At 46.6% G+C, this 15,707-nt stretch carries 15 protein-coding genes; 7 read left to right on the top strand and 8 right to left on the bottom strand.

Features of this window, described 5'->3' with window-relative positions; genetic code table 11:
• Positions 1-216: 216 nt before the first annotated feature.
• The 4 genes from E0D71_RS06160 (at position 217) to E0D71_RS17450 (ending at position 4,771) form a co-directional block, all read left to right on the top strand.
• The gene (locus E0D71_RS06160; protein WP_133002439.1) at positions 217-1,635 is read left to right on the top strand and encodes an ethanolamine ammonia-lyase subunit EutB; all 1,419 of its coding nucleotides are present in this window, start codon (positions 217-219) and stop codon (positions 1,633-1,635) included.
• Between the two features lie 59 nt (positions 1,636-1,694).
• Entirely contained in the window at positions 1,695-2,561 is an 867-nt protein-coding gene (eutC, locus tag E0D71_RS06155; protein WP_165942968.1) for an ethanolamine ammonia-lyase subunit EutC, read from the top strand.
• A 110-nt stretch (positions 2,562-2,671) separates the two neighbouring features.
• Entirely contained in the window at positions 2,672-4,075 is a 1,404-nt protein-coding gene (eat, locus tag E0D71_RS06150; RefSeq protein ID WP_133002437.1) for an ethanolamine permease, read from the top strand.
• Positions 4,076-4,309: 234 nt separating this feature from the next.
• Entirely contained in the window at positions 4,310-4,771 is a 462-nt protein-coding gene (locus tag E0D71_RS17450) for a helix-turn-helix domain-containing protein (RefSeq protein WP_207923340.1), read from the top strand.
• A gap of 78 nt (positions 4,772-4,849) precedes the next feature.
• Here the strand turns inward: E0D71_RS17450 and E0D71_RS06140 are convergent, their stop codons facing one another.
• The 6 genes from E0D71_RS06140 to E0D71_RS06115 all read right to left on the bottom strand — a co-directional run bounded on the left by E0D71_RS06140 (position 4,850) and on the right by E0D71_RS06115 (position 9,363).
• Positions 4,850-5,152: a 4a-hydroxytetrahydrobiopterin dehydratase gene (locus E0D71_RS06140; RefSeq protein WP_133002436.1), complete on the bottom strand. Its 303-nt coding sequence runs from the start codon at positions 5,150-5,152 to the stop codon at positions 4,850-4,852.
• 53 nt (positions 5,153-5,205) lie between these two features.
• Positions 5,206-6,174, bottom strand: coding sequence for a TDT family transporter (locus E0D71_RS06135; RefSeq protein ID WP_133002435.1), 969 nt, complete (start codon positions 6,172-6,174; stop codon positions 5,206-5,208).
• A 151-nt stretch (positions 6,175-6,325) separates the two neighbouring features.
• Entirely contained in the window at positions 6,326-7,546 is a 1,221-nt protein-coding gene (locus E0D71_RS06130) for an FAD-dependent oxidoreductase (RefSeq protein ID WP_133002434.1), read from the bottom strand.
• A gap of 1 nt (position 7,547) precedes the next feature.
• Positions 7,548-7,868, bottom strand: a complete 321-nt coding sequence (locus E0D71_RS06125; RefSeq protein ID WP_133002433.1) for a 2Fe-2S iron-sulfur cluster-binding protein — start codon at positions 7,866-7,868, stop codon at positions 7,548-7,550.
• A gap of 75 nt (positions 7,869-7,943) precedes the next feature.
• A complete protein-coding gene (locus E0D71_RS06120) occupies positions 7,944-8,360 on the bottom strand; it encodes a cupin domain-containing protein (protein WP_165942958.1) in 417 nt (138 codons plus the stop codon).
• A gap of 244 nt (positions 8,361-8,604) precedes the next feature.
• Positions 8,605-9,363, bottom strand: coding sequence for an SDR family NAD(P)-dependent oxidoreductase (locus E0D71_RS06115; protein ID WP_133002431.1), 759 nt, complete (start codon positions 9,361-9,363; stop codon positions 8,605-8,607).
• Between the two features lie 314 nt (positions 9,364-9,677).
• On the opposite strand from E0D71_RS06115, the gene E0D71_RS06110 reads away from it, so the two are divergent.
• Positions 9,678-10,637, top strand: a complete 960-nt coding sequence (locus E0D71_RS06110) for a LysR family transcriptional regulator (protein WP_133002430.1) — start codon at positions 9,678-9,680, stop codon at positions 10,635-10,637.
• A gap of 109 nt (positions 10,638-10,746) precedes the next feature.
• Positions 10,747-11,646, top strand: a complete 900-nt coding sequence (locus E0D71_RS06105) for a LysR substrate-binding domain-containing protein (RefSeq protein ID WP_133002429.1) — start codon at positions 10,747-10,749, stop codon at positions 11,644-11,646.
• A 27-nt stretch (positions 11,647-11,673) separates the two neighbouring features.
• Here E0D71_RS06105 and E0D71_RS06100 read toward each other — a convergent pair whose 3' ends face one another.
• Together E0D71_RS06100 and E0D71_RS06095 are read right to left on the bottom strand one after the other, a co-directional pair.
• Positions 11,674-12,180, bottom strand: coding sequence for a hypothetical protein (locus E0D71_RS06100; protein WP_133002428.1), 507 nt, complete (start codon positions 12,178-12,180; stop codon positions 11,674-11,676).
• A 42-nt stretch (positions 12,181-12,222) separates the two neighbouring features.
• A complete protein-coding gene (locus E0D71_RS06095; RefSeq protein WP_133002427.1) occupies positions 12,223-14,184 on the bottom strand; it encodes a sigma-54-dependent Fis family transcriptional regulator in 1,962 nt (653 codons plus the stop codon).
• Positions 14,185-14,619: 435 nt separating this feature from the next.
• Here E0D71_RS06095 and E0D71_RS06090 point away from each other — a divergent pair, with 435 nt between their 5' ends.
• The gene (locus tag E0D71_RS06090; RefSeq protein ID WP_133002426.1) at positions 14,620-15,705 is read left to right on the top strand and encodes an ABC transporter ATP-binding protein; all 1,086 of its coding nucleotides are present in this window, start codon (positions 14,620-14,622) and stop codon (positions 15,703-15,705) included.
• Positions 15,706-15,707 lie beyond the last annotated feature (2 nt).

Raw genomic sequence — 15,707 nt, 5'->3', positions numbered from 1 at the left:
CTTATTCCTAGTGAATAACGAAATAACGCAAAACTTTCATTTAAATATTTCATAAATAATTGATAAATATAGATTTATTCTTTTTGCCAATATTCGATAACCACTCATGGTGGTATTTATTAAGCTCTATATAAGCAACATTTATACCTTTTTTGATTCATCTTATTTGACCCTATTAATACTGAGTCAAAACAAAATAACAACGAGAGTTTGTTTATGACAAGTCCCAATTCTGCTTTTCAATTTCGTCATATGGTTGGCGAGCGCACGTTTGGTTTTACCGATCTTGCCGATTTAATGGCAAAAGCCACCCCTGCTCGTTCAGGGGATCGACTTGCAGGTGTGGCCGCTCGTAACGCAGAAGAAAGAGCCATTGCACAAATGACCTTAGCCGATGTGCCGCTTTCCTTGTTTCTGGAACACCTGCTTATTCCCTATGAAGAAGATGAAGTCACGCGGTTAATCATAGACGATCACGACAAGCTGGCTTTTGCGCCCATTGCCCACTTAACCGTTGGCGGCTTCCGCGATTGGTTACTGAGTGACTTAGCCACAACATCGGCCCTAGAAAGCATTCGCGCGGGGGTCACGCCAGAAATGGCGGCCGCTGTCAGCAAGATTATGCGCAACCAAGATCTCATCCTAGTCGCCAAGAAATGCCATGTAAAAAGCGCCTTTAGAAACACCATTGGCTTGCCTGGTCACCTTTCTACGCGCTTACAGCCCAATCATCCTACCGATGACTTAACGGGCATTGCCGCCAGTATGTTGGATGGCTTGTTGTACGCCAATGGCGACGCCGTGATCGGCATTAACCCTGCGACAGATAATGTCCAACAAGCCTCGCGCCTAATCCGCATGATGGATGAAGTCATTCAGCATTATGAGATTCCTACCCAGTCCTGCGTACTGACCCATGTCACCAACACGATAGAATGCATTGATCAAGGCGCTCCTGTGGACTTGGTGTTTCAGTCCATTGGCGGCACTCAAGCGACCAATGACAGCTTTGGCTTTAACCTCAACACCTTAGCAGAAGCCCAAGATGCAGCGCTGTCATTGAACCGTGGCACCGTTGGCAACAACGTCATGTACTTTGAAACCGGCCAAGGCAGCGCTTTGTCTGCCAATGCGCACCATGGTTTAGACCAACAAACTTGTGAAGCGCGAGCCTATGCCGTGGCCCGTAAATTTAACCCTCTGTTGGTCAATACTGTGGTTGGTTTTATTGGTCCTGAATACTTATACGACGGCAAAGAAATCACCCGCGCCGGTTTAGAAGACCACTTCTGTGGCAAGTTGCTTGGCTTACCTATGGGGTGTGACGTTTGCTACACCAACCACGCCGAAGCCGACCAAAATGACATGGACAACTTGCTCACACTGCTCGGCGTTGCTGGCTGCACTTTTATCATGGGTATCCCAGGCTCTGACGACATCATGTTGAACTACCAGACGACATCATTTCACGATGCTCTCTATGCCCGTCGAGTATTAGGTTTAAAACCAGCGCCAGAATTCGATGCTTGGTTAGCCACAATGGAGATATTCAAAAATAACGAGCAATTCACCCTCAACCACCAACTGCCAGCGGCCTTTCATAAATCACTTAGCCGTATGATTGGAGGCCACTGATGGACAAGCCAGATCATAATAAACCCCATCTCAGCCCCACCCATCCTCACAACGACCCCATGGAGCCGGTCACCACCAACGCATGGAGTAAGCTTAACGCTTTTACCGATGCCAGGGTGGGCCTCGGTCGCGCAGGGGTCAGTGTGCCGACCAAGCATCTGCTGGCTTTTCAGTTAGCCCATGCACAAGCAATCGACGCGGTCCACACGCCCTTAGATGTGTCTGATTTGAGTCGTCACTTAATCGATCAAGATTGGGCGCCTCGTTGCGCGCCCTTGCAACTGCATAGCCGTGCCACAGACAGAGCCAGCTACTTACAGCGACCTGATTTCGGACGTCTATTAGACCCAGCTTCAGCTGACCAGCTCGATGCTCATAGCGCCGACAACCCTCAAGGCTACGATCTGGCTATTGCCGTGGTTGATGGCTTATCCGCTCTGGCTGTAAAACAAAATACTCTGCCTTTTTTAAACGCACTGTTTGAACTGTTACCACTTAGCCATAACGATGACGCTGCTCTTGCAGAAGCAGAAGCAACACCATCAGAAGCTAAAAAACCTTGGACACTGGCGCCCATTTGCCTAGTCGAGCAGGGGCGAGTCGCTATCGGTGATGATATTTGTCAGCGTTTAAACGCCAAATGCGTGTTGGTTTTAGTTGGCGAACGCCCTGGACTAAGTTCTCCAGACAGCTTGGGACTCTACCTAACTTGGGAAGGAAAAGTGGGCCATACAGACGCGTATCGTAACTGTATTTCTAATGTTCGTCCTGCCGGTTTGAAATACCAAGAAGCGGCCAGAAAGGCCTACTACCTACTGACAGAAGCCAGAAAACTGCAGCTATCAGGGGTGAAATTAAAAGACCGCTCCGATGATGAACTCGTACTAGACAACAAAGAAACAACCAACTTTCTCGTGTCCAAATAGAACGCTGCTAACCCAGCGTTCTACATGCTCAAAAATACCTAAAAAAATAAACGCGTACAGCGTTAGAAAATCACAAATGACTTTTAACATTCTGAAATAAAGGAACACTTATGTCTGAACAACTAGATAAAGAGTACTTGGCAAAACGCCAGCTAAAACGAGGCTCAGCAGGCTGGATTTTGCTCGCGGGCTTAGGCGTCTCATACGTTATTTCCGGCGATTTTGCGGGTTGGAACTTTGGGATTGCTGAAGCCGGATGGGGTGGTTTTGCTATTGCAGCCTTACTCATGGCCGTCATGTATTTCACCTTGGTTTTATCCCTAGCAGAAATGTCTGCGGCCATACCAGCCGCTGGTGGCGGTTATAGTTTTGCGCGTCAAGCGATGGGGCCCACCGGTGGCTTCTTAACTGGCTTAGCTGTGCTTATTGAGTATGCTCTGGCGCCTGCGGCCATTGTGATTTTTATTGGCTCTGCGGTAGAAGCGTTACTTGGGTTTAACGGCCCTTGGGTCTACGCCGCATTTTATCTTGTTTTTATCGGTATCCATTTAGCTGGCGCGGGTGAAGCGTTAAAAGTCATGATGGTTATCAGTGGTTTGGCTGTCATTGCGATTCTCGCGACAGCGGTCGCATTAATAGGCGACTTTGATACCAGCCGTTTATTTGATGTGGCGGTTAGTGACGCCGCTGGCGCAACAGAATTTTTACCAATGGGTTGGTACGGTGTTTGGGCTGCGCTGCCATTTGGTATGTGGTTGTTCTTAGCGGTAGAAGGTGTTCCATTAGCGGCGGAAGAAGCTAAAGACCCAGCTAAAGACGTACCTAAAGGCATTATTGGTGCAATGATTTTCTTATTGTTCACGGCCTTATTGGTTGTCTTCTTACTCGCCGGTGCCGCGGGGGCAGATGCCATGGGAAAAAGTGCCGTACCCTTGGTTGATGCGCTAAATTTCGCAGGCCATGAAACATTAGGAACCGTCGTAAACGTACTTGGCCTTGCCGGTTTGATCGCCTCTTTCTTCTCCATCATCTATGGTTACAGCCGTTTGGTGTTTGCCTTATCCCGTGCTGGCTATATTCCGCAAAGTTTGTCTGTGACGAATAAACGTAAAGTGCCTGCACGAGCTTTGATCGTACCTGGCATTTTGGGTTTTCTGGCCTCTTTGACAGGTGAAGGTGACTTAATGCTCGCCATGGCGGTTGTCGGTGCAACCGTCTCTTATGCCTTAATGGCACTAAGCCATATTTTGTTGAGAATCAAACAACCAAATATGCCTCGACCGTATAAAACCCCTGGTGGTATCTTCACCTCATCCATTGCTTTTATTCTGTCTTTACTCGCGCTTTCTGGTGTGTACGCTTACGATCCTAGAGCCTTTAACTATACCCTCGTATTGTTCGTCATTGGCGCCGCTTACTACTTCTTATATAGCAAAAAACATTTGGTTGCGAAAACGCCTGAGGAAGAATTCACCATGCTCGCTGCTGCTGAAGCGGATCTCAGCGCGTCATAATCTGTTTACTTTCCCCCTCCTAAACAAAAGCCTATTGATTCATTTTCAATAGGCTTTTTTTTGTTGCTGCTTTTTATTCATGTCTCTCACCTTTCTTCTGCGTTACATTTAAGACACAGTAAATTTTATTTATTGACACAAATATGAAACAGTAATGATCTATTATTACATTTATCTCGTATTGATTCGTATTGAAAATAGCAAAAGGTGGAGGCCAATATCATGGAAATGAAGATGAAAGGTCAAATCGAAAGCATTTATCCTATTAAAGAACATAAGATAAAACGTAAATCCGCAAAAAAGGCTCAGAAGAAAGCCAAAAAAGCAGAACAAAAGTTAGCGCTAAAAATAGCCGATGCCGAGCAACAGGAAAATGCTAAGACGGCCAAGCAAGATGACGCTATGCAAAATCGAGCATCGAAGAATTCTCAACCTCTTGATAACCAAGAGAAGCGAAAAGTCATGAAAGACATCATCAACCGCATGATGGACGGCGATTTATCTCAAGGAGAAGCGCTAAAAATGCTGCGCATTCGAGTGCTTGGACTAAAACAAGAGGACTACGCACAGCTTGTTGGCGTGTCGCGAAAAACCTTGTCAGAAAATGAGAATAATAAGGGCAACTACAGCGCGGATGTGGTGAATAAGGTCTTTCAGCCTTTTGGCCTGAAAGTTGGGTTAGTTGCAATATCCTAATAGAAAACCCGTTACTATAAACAGCGGCGGCAAAGGCACACCTTCGCCGCTTAATGGTATTCTCTGTGCCCTATGCCTTTACCCTGCAAAGCGGTCCATTCGCTTCGCTAAATCAAAGTCTTTTTCAGACACCCCACCCACGTCATGAGTGATCAATTGCACTTTGACCTTATTGTAGGTATTAGACCATTCTGGGTGATGGTTCTTCTTTTCGACATATAAAGCACTCATCGTCATAAAACCAAAAGCGTGCTGGAAGTCTTTGAATTGAAAGAGTTTTGTTAGTTTGCCGTCTTCGATAACCCAAGGAGAAACTGTTTCGCTGTTTAACGACTTAAGTGCATTTGAAACACCAAGTTCACTTAACTTGTGTGCGGTCATAACATCCTCCTATTTATCCTACTGATAACTAAAGAGTAGCCCAACGAACTATATCAGGCAAAGGTCAATTCACGCTGTAAAGCAAAGAGATAATAATGCAGATAACGGCAGCTCACATAGACAATGACTAAGCTTGCGATCAAGAGTTCAAGCATGCCCAGCGCCCCTAATAAAGCGATCAAAAGCTCGCTACTTTGCCATGCAATACATTGCTCCTGGACTTTAAACAACGCCGTTGCCCCGATGGCCAAAGGAAACGTAAAGGAGGCATAGCCTGGACTAAATGGCAAACGAACTAGGCGCAATGAAAAACCATACACCACGCCAGTTTTGATTAATGCCATCGCCAATAACAACACAACGACATACTGAGACGGGGCACTCACCACGGTTAAATAGCCGGTTAAACACACACTGGCTGGTGCCGCCAATACCGCTAAAGTCGGTTTGGCATGCTCCGGCAATGCATCGCAGTACACTAAACGATAAATGATCACAGGTACCAGCAGTAGGTAGCAGAGAATACCGAACCACAAAACCCCTTCTGCAAATGGCTGAAAACGCGCAGCAGGAAAGCTGATCGCGGCCACACCAATACCCGCAAAAGGAACAAAGCAGCTGGGTAGCATGTCCGTCATTCTAAAGCGCTTCACTCTATGATAAATAAAAGTCGTCAATAATAGGCCATGCAAGATAAGCGCAAACCACCACAAGGCCACGCCTGCGGCTGGCAGTAGGTTGTTGAGAGAAATACTAATCACCATGAGAGCCATGGCAAAGGTAGGAGCTGTGCTGCCTAGAATAGGATGACGTAAGTCTTGATTCAGTAGTTTTGGCTGTAAAATAAATTTGCTAAGCACAAGCAATAATAACAATGAGGCAACGATCGCAGACACATATTGAAGCACAGAAGTACCGACCTGCAGGTAGCTCCAACCCCGTCCTAAACTCGCAATCCCCAAGGCAAGCCCAGCCATTGAAGTGGGAATGAAAGGCGCTATTTGACGAGTCACTTTAAACATTATTAACGTCTCGGGACACGCTTAGGTGTCGGTTCTATTATGGCGGTGTTGGCGTTATGAATAGAAACGCAGGCATGAGCCATCCAATGGATGATCTCATGCCGTCAGGAGGTGCGTCTCTTATTGAGTCTTAGAGGAAAATCCGCTTTCTCTAGAAGTCTCTTGGCTCAATGCTTTCATCTGCCAAGCGTTCTGGGTCTACTGTCTTACCTTGAGTAATGAGTCGTTTACAGATCATGAATTCTTTTGGTCTGTTAATACAATCTGCGCAAATCAACTGACCGGCACGCAGATAAAAAACCGCAAAGCTTCGGCTCGACTTATGGTCCCCACGAATAACCACCTGATCGTGCCCTTGGCTCAATCCCGCTATCTGCAATTTCACCTTGTATTGATCTGACCAAAACCACGGTAGGGTATTGTAGGCCACCTCTTTGCCACACAAACTTGCCGCCGCAGATTTGGCTTGCTCAGTCGCATTAGGAACCGACTCCAAGCGTAAAGAATGACCGTAGATCAAATTAGGGTGGCGAGTCACGTCCCCCGCCGCCACAATATCTGGGTCTGAGGTTTGGGCGAATTGATCCACCACCAAGCCATTGTCCACCACCAAACCGGCCGCTTGTGCTAGCTCAGAGTTTGGCACCACACCAACCCCTATCACCACGAGATCGGCAGGTAATTTCTCGCCGTCAGCACACACTACGCGCTTAACAACGCCCTTGCTTCCTTCAAACCCAGCCACGCTGACCATCGTTTTAATCACAACGCCTTCTTCGCGATGCAGACGAGTATAAAATGCCGACAATTCAGGGGCCGTCACCCGTGCTAATACACGAGGTGCCATTTCTACAACGGTCACATTCATGCCTTGCGTTTTCAGCATCGCGGCCGTTTCTAACCCAATATAACCACCGCCAACAATCACCGCGTTATTGCCTGCAACAACACGGCTTTTAATGTTCTCTACGTCGGCAATGTTTCTTAAATAGTGAATGCCTTTTAATTCGACACTCGGTAAGTTCACAAGGCGTGGTCGTGCGCCAGTGCAAAAGGCCAATTTCGAATACGGCAGGCACTCGCCATTTGTCAGTGTTAGGGTTTTATTCGAGCGATCTATGCTCTCGACTCGCTCCCCTAATCGGCATTCTATGTCGAATTTCTCATAAACCGAAAAAGGACGAATCAGCATACTTTCAACATCTTGCTCGCCTGAGAGAAACGTCTTTGATAATGGGGGACGATGGTAAGGCAAATGCGTTTCGTCCCCGATCATGATGATCCTCCCCTCCCAGCCTTGTTGTCTTAAGCTAGGAGCAAGCTGTGCCGCAGCATGACTGGCCCCGATAATAATGCAAGTTGCTGATTCCATATTAAAACTGCTCTTCAGGTAATCGAACCACTAAGCCATCTAAGTCATCAGATACCGTAATTTGGCAGCCTAAACGGCTTGTGGGCATTGGCTCAGGCACCCCTTCTAGCAGCTCACTTTCTTGTTCACTCGGGCCACCTGTTTTAGTAAACCAAGCATCGTCAACAATGACATGACAGGTTGCGCAATTACAGCAACCACCACAATCACCAAGAATCCCGTCGATTAAATTATCAACGGCACCCTGCATAATCGTTTTGCCGTCTTCTACTTGGATTTGATGCTCTGCACCAGAATGTTCGATATAGGTAATGGTCGCCATGTTAGTTCTCCGCGATAATCATAAATTCATCAGATACGGAGGCGTTGTTCGCCTCCGTGTTACACATAGGGGCTGCTATTTTTCAGCTTTCGCCTTCTCTGCTGCTTTTTGTTGCTTGCGCATATAAACGGTCTGGATCCCTTTTTCTAAGTTTGGACCCGGCCCGAACGCTTCACAAAAAACCGAATCTTCTAAAGCTTCTACCTGATGAATCACATTAGAAGGAACGGTCAAAATATCGCCCGGTCCCATCTCGCAATAGACTTCTTCGCCTTGCGGTCCACTTCGGGAGCGCAAGCGGCCACTAATCACAGCAACCGTTTGCTCATCTTCATGGCGATGCAATGGCGAAGCGTTACCTTCTTTCATTTCAACCCATGTCATGGCGACGGTTTTCATATTAAGTCGACGCAGATCGATCCCTTCACCGAATTTTTGTATTGGGATGTCCTGATACTTATTAACAACAGCGTCTATTCTTTCGTTTTCCATGTGTGCCTCCTCAGCCCATAGATACATTTTGAAAGTCCACTTTTTCTTATATTTCAATGACTTTCATGTTCTGCAGCTTGTTCTGGCTAGACAAGGACAGGTTCTATCAAGCACCTGCCTTTCGCACAAAAAACATCCATTCCTAAGCCGCACATTCAATATAGGTAAAACTCTTTTCTCTCACAATACAGGCAAAAGTGCTCAGTCTGTTCGCGTTTCGCAAACAATGAAAAAGCCTTACCTATCAATGATTAAGAGCACCACCATCTACATTTACACATTGCCCTGTCATAAAATCGCTGTCTTCGCTGCTCAGGAAATACAATGTGCCAAGCAAATCATCAGGGACCATTGCGCGCTTAATAATACGAGCGGCCAGCGTGCCTTCTTTGGCGGCGCCCAATAGCTGCTTATGGTTTACCACCCCTTCACTTTCCGTCAGACCAACGACAATGCAGTTCACTTGAATGTTGTCTTTGCCTACCTCGGTCGCAATCGCTCGGGTTTGCCCAACCACAGCCCCTTTGGAAGAAACATAGTGGCAAAACATTGGCGCCCCTCTTAAAAAAGTGCCAGACGAAATGTTAATGATTTTGCCTCGGCCATTAAGGCGCATGCTCGGTAGCACCGCTTTTGTGGCTTGGAAAGGACCACGCACATTCACCCTCATCACTTGATCCCATTCGTCTTCATCAATTTCGGTAAAGGGTTTGAGAGTCAGTGCGGAGAAAAGCGCGGCATTGTTGACAAGAATTTCTATAGGACCAAATTCTGCTTCTGTTTGTTTTACCATCGCCTGCAACGACGCGTTGTCCGTCACATCCACTTGGCAGCTAATGGCCTTTCCTCCAGCGGCGCGGATTTCACTCACTAATTGCGAACAATCGGACCGAGCCGCGATCACAACCTGAGCACCTTCCGCTGCCATGCCTTTGGCAAATACGGCGCCAATTCCCTGAGAGCCACCCGTAATAACGGCGACTTTACCTGCTAATCTTTTCATTATTTTTCTCCGAAACGAGGCGCAACAAAGCCGTAGCGTATGAGCGATCACTCACCACTTGGGGACTTATTCTCACATTCGTTTGCTTGTTAGTAGGTTAGATAACGACCGGTGAGTTTGACTTTATGACTCACTCGATTGATATTTCTCTGCTCACATCAAGGCCTGACTTGCATAAACGTTGCGTCGATACTTGCTTATCAGGGATACCCATTCTGTAAACACTCAGTTAAGATAATTAAAAGCCAACGAGCTAACAATATAATAAAAAGAGATCACTATGTTCGTATTATGCCTACAATATCAGCCAAGTTATGAATGAGTTGGAGTGTATTCGGGCCTTTGTAAAGGTCGTCGAAGTCGGCAGTTTTACCGAAGCCGCACGCCAAATAGGCACGGTAAAATCAGTCGTTACTAAACGCATAAACCAACTCGAAGAGCACCTTGAGTTACAGCTTCTGTTACGTTCGACAAGGCGTCTGACAGTGACCGATGGCGGCTCCGATTTTTACGAAAGAAGCGTCCATTTACTGGCCGAGTTAGACAATGCCAAAGCGGCTGTAAGCTCAGTAGAATGGGGACTGACGGGGAATTTTAGAGTCAGCTGTATTTCATCGTTTAGCGCCTCTTACTTAGCCGATGATCTTTGTGAGTTTCAACAAGAGCACCCCGATCTCAAAATTGAGTTGCAACAAAATGACCACTTCTGTGACCCAGTACAAGAGGGTTATGATGTGTGTCTGCAAGCCCCAGGAAGCGCCGGCAACATTCTAGAAAAAGTCGACATATTACCCTTGCGTCGATTGATTGTGGCGACACCAGATTACCTCATGAAAAACGGCTCACCCGAGCGCCCTGATGACCTTAAATCGCATCGTTTTGCCCATAACAATCATATCGACCCAGATTGCATTATCCGTTTTACGGACCAAGAACACCCATTGGAAGTGGCCGTCAACCCCGATATCTTGACCAACACCATTTGGATGTTGCGAGCCGCTGTATTGAAGGGTGAGCACATGGCAATGATGCCAGCCTTTTTTATCGAAAATGAGCTGCAATCGGAACAATTGGTGCCAGTATTACCTGACCTGAAAGTACAAAGTTCCCAACTCTCTGCGTACTACCGACGCTCATCATTCGTGCCAATGAAAGTGCGCATCTTTGTGAATTTTCTACAAAGAAAATACGGCGAGCACCCTTCGTGGGAACAAAGAATATTAGAGAAACATCCGAACCTAATGCTCGCCCTCAGGCCAACTAACCACCCATAATCAACGGGCTAGCCTTTGATAGAAGCCTACTCGCAATAAAAAGGAGGATGACGACAACACTGCGACGAGGCTATTATTTTGACGACACTGTTTGGGCTTTCTAACCTTTATGAAAATCACACTGCAACAAATCCGAGTCTTTACTGCCATCGCTCGTCACGGCAATCTAACGAGTGCCGCGGAGATTCTGTGCCTTAGCAAAGGCGCAGTGTCTCAGTCACTACAACAACTTGAAAGCCATTTAGACACCGCGCTTTTTGATCGAGTTCATCCCCGGTTAAAACTGAATCAGCAGGGTAAACAACTACTGCCGATGGCGGATGAATTAATAGAAAGAGCTGCGGATATAGAACTAAAATTTGGGAAAAACGCCGATAACTTGGGAGAATTACGTGTTGGCGCCAGCCAGACCATAGGCAATTACTTGCTGCCGTCACTGCTCGCAGAACAAGGCGTTCTGCAGCACCAAGAAACCAAGGTGACCATCACCAGCAGTGACACACTTTGCCAAATGCTGCTTAATTTTGACCTCGACTTGGCTTTGATTGAGGGCCAGCCATCCCGCCCAGAGTTGCAAACCACCCCTTGGATTCAAGACCACATGGTCATCATATGCGCAACAGACCATCCTCTGTTGCACAAAGCTCCCTTAACATTAAACGAGCTCAATCAAGAAATGTGGGTATTACGAGAGCCCGCGTCAGGCAGCCGGCAACAATTCGAGCGTTGGATTCGTCCTTCTCTTGACGATAACCAACACTCATCGCTGGAATTGAGCAGTATAGAATCCGTTTTGTTAGCGGTTGAAAAAGGGTTAGGGATCAGCTTCATGTCCAATTTGGCGGCCAAAGACAAGCTAGAAACAGGCAAGATATGCATACTGGAAATCGACCACACCTTCCCCCGCCAATTGCATCTCGTCTGGCATAAACAAAAATATTTACCTGGGCGTTTGGCGCGTTTTAGCCAGTTTTTAATCGCTTGGGGAGAGCGCTATCGGCCGCAATAATGCCGCCTGATAGCCGTATATTTCCACTTATTTTGGCGCGGCAACCACAGGACAATTGAGTACCACATTGGTCCGAGTAATGGTCACCAAGCCTTTATCTTCTGCATCGAAAATGGCTTCTTCCGAGGTTAATTCATGGGCAAGAGAGGGTGTTTTCCACGTGACCACATACATTAACCACAATGGTGAATAATGCGAGTCATTACTTTGGTAGCCTAACGGCGCGGGCACTGAGGCAAACACACTACGACCTTGCTCCCCATTTGGAAAAGCATAAACTCGCTCTAGGGCGGTTTTGACTCGTGGTGGTTTTGGATACTGAGGCACCGCATCGGTTAATCTCGGCGCATAGTTCGCGTTCTTGGCTTTTGCAATCGCACGATCAGACACGTCAGTCGTAATATAAAAGACGGTTTCACCATCGTGCCAGCCTTTTAATAAAGGCAAACTCACCTGATCAGTACGTACTGTTTGGTGACTACAAGCTGACAAAAAGATCGTCAACACAATCCCCATCAACAGTTTATATTTCATAATAAAACCCACTCCTAACCAGATGATACAAAGCGAACGACATTACCTTAGTTTACCGTATTTATACACGGTATTGCGGCTAACGCCTGCGACTTTTGCGGTTTGAGACACATTCCCTTTATATTCGTTTAACAATCGAGGGATCAAGATTTCTAATGGCTCATGCCTATCATCTGGCGCATCGTGTGATTTGCTCGAGTCTAGATTGCCTTCGTTTAAATCCTCAAAAAAATCATCCGGCAAATGCCACTCTTCCAGCACGTCTTCGTCGGCCATCGCCATGCCGACTTTCAGTACATGGACGAGTTGACGCATATTGCCAGGCCAAGGGTGTTGCACTAATAACGCCAACATCTCAGCCGACAACTCAGGACCTGGCTCCTCTTGCCGCAAACGATTATGCAGATATTGGATCAGCTGAGCCTTGTCTTGACGCTGACGCAAAGGCGGTAATTCGATGTTTAACCCCGAAATCCGATAGTACAAATCCTGTCGAAAGCGCCCTTCATCGACTTCTTTTTTTAAGGCTCGGTTGGTCGCTGAAATAAGCTTAATGTCCACCGGATAGGTTTCTGTAGAACCCAGTGGCGTAACCACTCGCTCTTGTAGCACACGCAACAATCTGGATTGAACAGGCATTGGCATTTCACCAATTTCATCCAAGAATAAAGTGCCACCATGGGCCCGTCGAATGAGCCCGATAGAACCTTTATTCTGCGCTCCTGTAAAGGCGCCTTTTTCATAACCAAATAGTTCAGACTCAACCAATTCTGAAGGAATGGCAGCACAATTTACGGCCACCAGCATGCTACTCGCTCGAGAACTGTGATAATGCAAACTGCGTACAAAAATTTCTTTTCCTGCGCCGGTTTCCCCATGAATCAAAATGGGAATGTCTTTTTCCATGATCTTATGCGCTTGTCGAACCAAGCGTTCAACATGCTCATCACCATGCTGCAATTCGTCTAAGGGAATCACATTATCAGGAATCGATTGCTTTGCCATGACGGGTTCCTGAGGCTTTTCTTTCAATGAGTTAGACGGTGATACATAGTCCGCACGTTGTCGAAAGTCCGGAACTCTCATAACCTGTTGCACAGGAGGAATCACTTTGACATAAAACTGATAACGTCCTAATGAACGCAATTTAATCGGCATACTAGGGGGATGATGTCGAACCTCGCGCATCTCTATGTCAAATATCTGATTGATATTTAACAGCGCCAAATCTCTTGCCAATACCACTTCAGCTCGACGGTTCGCCGATACCACGGTACCGCTTTCATCCAATACCAAAATACCAGACCAATGACTGTCTAAACTGACCACATTGGTGTTAAAGGTCAAAATAAAATGGTCTTGCTGAAACGCAGAAAATATCAGTCTATTTTCCACACTAAGAGACATGAGTTTGACCATGCCAAAGGTATGATCTTGAGGAAGGTACGCGTCTGAAGAAATATCCAGCACGCCCACTAGATCGTTTTTGGTGTTATAAATCGGCGAAGCAGACCCCACCATAAATCGGTTAGCACGAAGAAAATGCTCATCTCGTCCGACCTGAATGGCTTCACCGGTAATCAGTGCTGTGCCTATCGCATTGGTGCCTACTCGCATTTCGGTCCATTGATTTCCACCGATTAAGCCATGCGCCGAAGCCCGACCAAAGCGTGGCTGCCCCCATGTATTAAGCACATGACCTTGGCGATCTGCGAGCACAATCATACAAGCCGAATTACTTAAAATATTCTCGTAATAAGGCAATACTTCATTTTCTGTGGTTTCCAACAAGCTACGATGCTGATCCATCAGGTCGTTCAACGTCCCCTTTGGCAGGGTCGCAAAATCAGGCCGACTGCTGTGATCCAAACCGAATTGCTCACAACGATACCAAGAGTCCTGTATCCGCTCTTTATGGTCTTGTTTTTGGCCAGCAATCTGATTTAAAGCCGTGTCATCCAAGACACTATCTGGCTGCTTTTCTTGTTGTTCCTTGTTGTCCATTTCTGGCTCCAAAGCATTCGAGCAAGGCGCTGACGCCTTACTTGATTGTCGATATTGACACTTTTTCTAGTACAAAATGAGCGTTTTAAGATAACGACAATGTGCATTAAGTGTTCATTATTTTTACCTACTGTAAACACTTTGAACACCTGTGAACAGTTCTTTTTCGCAACAGAACACCTTGATCTTTTCCGAACATGTTATAAAAAGAATAGTAATTTCAATAAGATAGAAATTTAACAAGACCTATAAAAAATCATGGCATGGGATTTGTAAGCGTATATAGACAATGTGATGTTCGATTTTGCACCTGTTCAGTCTCTCTATCATGAACAGGTTGAACTCGGTGCCTTTTCAACACCGCCAAGATTGTGTCATCACAAGCAATAACCAAAAAAGCACAACAAACAACAATAACAAAAAAGGGTACACACAATGTCTTTGACGCTGCAAAATGTGTCTCGCGTTGTTGACGGTGAAACTTGGATCGAGAACGTCGACTTGACGCTTGAGCCAGGCTCCTTCAACGTTCTGCTTGGCCGAACACTGTCAGGTAAGACAACGCTGATGCGATTGATGGCGGGTCTGGATAGACCCAGCACAGGAAAAATTCTGATGAATGGCGTCGACGTGACCGGTATGGCGGTGCGCGAACGCAATATCTCCATGGTCTATCAGCAATTCATCAATTACCCAAACCTCTCTGTCTACGAAAACATAGCGTCACCACTACGACTCGCCAAAATAGACAAGGCTGAAATCGACAAACGGGTTCGAGAAACCGCAGAAATGCTGCGCATTGACGAATTCTTAGATCGCTTGCCTCTGCAACTTTCCGGTGGTCAACAACAACGTACTGCCATGGCGCGCGCACTGGTCAAAGACTCACAAATCATTTTATTTGATGAACCCCTTGTTAACCTTGATTACAAATTACGCGAAGAGTTGCGCCAAGAACTCAGAGCGCTGTTTAAAGCGCGTAATTGCATTGCTGTCTACGCCACCACCGAACCGAATGAAGCCTTAGCCCTTGGTGGTAACACCGCGGTCATGCACGAAGGCAAGTTGCTCCAAATGGGGCCAACCGCCGAGGTTTACCATCAGCCAAAAGACATTATCACCGCTGAGATGTTCTCCGAACCACCGATCAATGTCGTCCCTGGGCGTGTCAGTGAAAACGAAGTCACCTTTGATGAAACGGTTCATTTCCAACTCAACAGTGATTTGCGCCAACTGACACCCGGACAATATCAATTTGGTGTGCGCGCCTCACACATTGGCTTGGTCCCACACTCTGACGATGATTTAGAACTGCCCGTCAAAGTAGACCTCGCCGAGATCAGTGGCTCCGAAACCTTCTTACACGTCCACAACCCACACTTTGATCTAGTGCTCCATTTGTCTGGCGTGCATGAGTATCAAGTCGATCAAGACATCAAGGTGTACTTCCCCACGCACAAACTCTATGCCTTCGATAGCCAAGGCAAGATGGTGCATTCACCAGCGCGAATGAGGGATTAAGA

Source organism: Marinomonas sp. KMM3893 (assembly GCF_004352855.1).
Lineage (GTDB): Bacteria > Pseudomonadota > Gammaproteobacteria > Pseudomonadales > Marinomonadaceae > Marinomonas > Marinomonas arenicola.
This window is presented reverse-complemented; position numbering and strand designations above follow the sequence as displayed.